Annotated in this window: 5 protein-coding genes; 1 reads left to right on the top strand and 4 read right to left on the bottom strand. The window is 36.6% G+C overall.

The window, feature by feature from the left end; genetic code table 11:
- On the bottom strand, positions 1 to 262 hold a 262-nt coding region (locus tag J7K93_01010), incomplete at its 3' end, for a hypothetical protein (protein ID MCD6115568.1).
- A 225-nt stretch (positions 263 to 487) separates the two neighbouring features.
- Here J7K93_01010 and J7K93_01005 point away from each other — a divergent pair.
- Entirely contained in the window at positions 488 to 580 is a 93-nt protein-coding gene (locus J7K93_01005; GenBank protein MCD6115567.1) for a hypothetical protein, read from the top strand.
- 8 nt (positions 581 to 588) lie between these two features.
- On the opposite strand, the gene hpt is transcribed toward J7K93_01005, so the two are convergent.
- The 3 genes from hpt to J7K93_00990 are packed head-to-tail and all read right to left on the bottom strand — an operon-like array spanning position 589 to position 2,699.
- Positions 589 to 1,125, bottom strand: coding sequence for a hypoxanthine phosphoribosyltransferase (gene hpt / locus J7K93_01000; GenBank protein MCD6115566.1), 537 nt, complete (start codon positions 1,123 to 1,125; stop codon positions 589 to 591).
- Positions 1,118 to 2,236, bottom strand: coding sequence for a CapA family protein (locus J7K93_00995; GenBank protein MCD6115565.1), 1,119 nt, complete (start codon positions 2,234 to 2,236; stop codon positions 1,118 to 1,120). Before J7K93_00995 ends, hpt begins: the two co-directional genes overlap by 8 nt.
- Before the next feature lie 4 nt (positions 2,237 to 2,240).
- A complete protein-coding gene (locus J7K93_00990; protein ID MCD6115564.1) occupies positions 2,241 to 2,699 on the bottom strand; it encodes a hypothetical protein in 459 nt (152 codons plus the stop codon).
- Positions 2,700 to 3,527: the final 828 nt, after the last annotated feature.

Here is a 3,527-nt window from a genome sequence, read left to right as displayed (position 1 = left end):
TCAGGTTGGATTTACAATAAAGTAAAACTTCACCATCCCTGGTAATGCGTTGGGCCTCCACCTTGTTTTGTCTGGTCTCTTTAATGGTTATGTATTCATCCGATAAAGGAGGATCAAACTTCTTGCGAGAAACTGCTATATAATGAAAATGCTCTTTAAGCTTTTCAAGATTATCCTCAGTCGCAATACCTGCATCAATTACTACTGTGGGCTTACTGGTTTTTGTGGGGTCTTTATGATATTTTGTGCTAAAAAAGTGCATTAAAGAAAAGGCTAAGTTTATTGTAATTAAATTATATTAGAGAGTCAAGGAAAAACAGTCGGCAGTCTTCAGTCCTCAGTTGGCAGTCTTCAGCCTTCTGCCCTCAGTCAGCAGTCTTCAGCCCCTTGCACCCCACGAAAAACCAGACTAAAAATGCATCATAAGATCGTATGATTAAAAGAGTTAGATTACAGAAATAGGTTAAAAATAGAGTTTCTGAAAATCATGTACGGAAAAGAGGGAATTGACGAGATGAGGGAAGTTAAAAAAGTATTTTATCCTGACGGAAGGATTAATGCCGGAAATGTATTTGTTTGAGAGATAAATTACAGCTCTATCGCAGTAATGTAAGGAAGTTCCCGATGGCGGCCGTCAAAATCAAGGCCGTATCCAACTATAAAAAGATCCGGGACTTCAAAACCTATATAATCCACTTTTACATCAACTTTTCTGCGGGAAGGCTTATTCAGAAACACGCAGGTCTTAATTACCGAAGGCTCTTTTAATAAAAGATATTCGGTAATTGAGCTCAAAGTTAATCCCGTATCAACAATATCATCAACAAGCAGAATCTGTCTGCCCTTAATATCTATTCTTATATCCATTGAAATTTTTACTCTGCCTGATGATTCCGTACCTCCTCCGTATGAAGACACATCCATAAAATCAATCAGCGTTTTAATACCAAGAGAATGCAGGCTCCTGATTAAATCTGAAATAAAAATAAAACTTCCTGTTAAAAGGCCGATAACCACAAGGTCCGTGTCTTTGTAATCAGAAGATATTTTCTGTGCAAGTACTTCCACCCTCTTTTTTATCTCTTCTGCAGTAATTAAAAAATTTTGTTGCGGGCCCTTACTCATTATTTGATTTTTTCCTGTAAAATCGGATTAATCCGCTGTCTGAAATTATCTTCTTTTTATCATTTAATCCGAGGGAGAGATGATTCATGTTATCAATCCCGTCTTTTTTTGCTGTATTTTCCAGGATCACCGGCCGGAATAAAACTCTGTAATTATCTACTGATATGGGAATAACTTCGGATAACAGCGGGCCTCTTTTATCAAACCATATCTTTAAAATAATACTTCTTTTTACTTTTCTGCTGTACGAGCCGAACACAAAATTGCCAAGGCTGTATGCAATCAGCTTTCCTTTGTAGATTTCTAATCCCTGCAGCACATGAGGATGATGGCCTATTACAGCATCTGCTCCCGCATCTATAGATGCATGTGCAAACCATTTCTGATATGATTTCGGAGTAGTTCGCAGTTCACTCCCCCAGTGGAACTGCACAATAACAATGTCACAGGAGTCCTTCAACGCCTTAATACTTTTTCTTACTCTATTAAAAGAGGGATATGCCGTACCGCACTTGTCCGGCCCTGCCCAGAATTCAGATGGATATGTCAGAGAATAAGACAGAAATCCAAAAGTACTGCCGTTCCGTTTTATAACAGCCGGAGCTTCTGCTTTTTCCCTGTTTAGCCCTGCTCCTGCATGTGCAATCTTCAGCGAATCAAGAACTCTGAGAGTGGAAACAAGCCCCTCTTTTCCGAAATCAAGTATGTGGTTGTTCGCAAGGTTTGCCAGATCAAATCCGGCATTTACAAGAGAGCAGGCAAATCGGGGATCCACCTTAAAATTAAACTTTTTCTTAAATTTTATGCCATTCTCTGTAAAAGGGGTCTCAAGATTGCAGGATGCAATATCAGCTTTGGTAATTATTTCCCGTACATTTTCAAAAGGATAGTCAGGGCCTCTTGCTTTCAAGAAATACTCAACTCCGCCGCTCAGCATAACATCGCCCATAGCGGCAACAGAAACAACCGAAGCCGTTTCTAAAAAATCCGGAGGCATTCGTTCTGTTTTTCCAGAATATATAGAAAAAGTCGTATCTGAATTTACTCCGGCTAAAGCAGTACTGCATGCAATAATCAACAGCAGAAAAACAAGTTTAATAGCTCTCGTCATTTTGTTACTTTTTTGGTCCGGTTTTCTTTGCAGATGAAGGTTTTACTGCTTTTCCGGTTTTTGCCGGTGTACTCTTGGTGCTTTTCTTTATTTTAGCTTCAGGCTTTGCAACCGTTGTTTTTTTAGGCTTAGTTTTCCCCTGTTCAGGATTCTTTTTTGTCTCTTCTTTTTTAATGTCAGCTATCTCTTTTTCCTTTGCAGCTATCTCAGACTTTAAATCATCAATTTTTTTGACAACCTTCTTCACATTGCCGTCTTCTGAGATATCAGCCTTTTTACCGCTTTTGTATATCTGATACGTATTCCTGCCAAGCTCAGACATGGATTTATCAACAGATCTTTTAAGATTAATAATATCTATTTCCAGTTTACCTATCTTTGTGTACTCCTTTGTTTTCTCCGCTGCAACATTAAATCCGCTCGTTACAGTACGTTTAAAATCTTCCCAAAATGATGTACTCATTTAAAACCTCCTGTTTATTTTTATAACCATCTTATCAGTAATCCCTGCTTTCCTATTTTTACAAAATCTCTGTGTAACCTGTAAAATATAACTATACACCGTCCATAAAACAAGAGAAAAGCTTTTAGCACTTTTTCCCCTGCTGCTGTAGATATTCCACCCATGCGGGATTTTAAGACAAAATACAAAAATAAAGGCACTTTCTAAAAGGGGAACTTACAACGAGTTTGTTTTATCATTATGAAAAATCAGGTAAGAAATCTTTGGGGATACATTTGTTAAGTAAAGATTACTGTATTAGTACGGCATGTCTTGATAATATATAAAATATAAATAGCAAGAAACAGAACTTGTTTGGATATTGACACTTTGGAATAGTTCCATCTTTTAGATTTTTTTTACAAGCCCATGTAATAATTATAAAATTTCCCGTCTTGTGGGTTACATCTATTTTGAGGCAACGACTAATTTATGAAAAAATTCAATTCCTTTAAAGTTACTTTATTTATGAGTCAATGCTGGGGTGCCATCAAATATATTATTTACTTGACCAATTTATATATCTTTTGTATTTTTAAATATCTATTTATATCACACCGGACTTATTGACAAAAGTCAAGTCCTAATTTTTGTGTAAAATTCTTCCTTAGCATTGTTTTTTATTTACCCTGTTTTTTTAAACATATTTTGTTCCCTTTGTTTCTTTTTGGGACGAGGCAGAGTCATATCCAAATACCTATACCCAGTTTGCCATTTCTCGGATTGTTCAATGCACATACTCCCAAACAATCTTATAATAGACTCAACATTGGGAAATATTCTTATAAC

The organism is bacterium, assembly GCA_021158245.1.
Taxonomy (GTDB): Bacteria; Zhuqueibacterota; QNDG01; order QNDG01; family QNDG01; genus QNDG01.
This window is presented reverse-complemented; position numbering and strand designations above follow the sequence as displayed.

Coding starts and splice junctions, on each gene's coding strand:
- J7K93_01005 (MCD6115567.1), top strand. CDS start 488: ATGTACGGAAAAGAGGGAATTGACGAGATGAGGGAAGTTAAAAAAGTA.
- hpt (MCD6115566.1), bottom strand. CDS start 1,125: ATGAGTAAGGGCCCGCAACAAAATTTTTTAATTACTGCAGAAGAGATA.
- J7K93_00995 (MCD6115565.1), bottom strand. CDS start 2,236: ATGACGAGAGCTATTAAACTTGTTTTTCTGCTGTTGATTATTGCATGC.
- J7K93_00990 (MCD6115564.1), bottom strand. CDS start 2,699: ATGAGTACATCATTTTGGGAAGATTTTAAACGTACTGTAACGAGCGGA.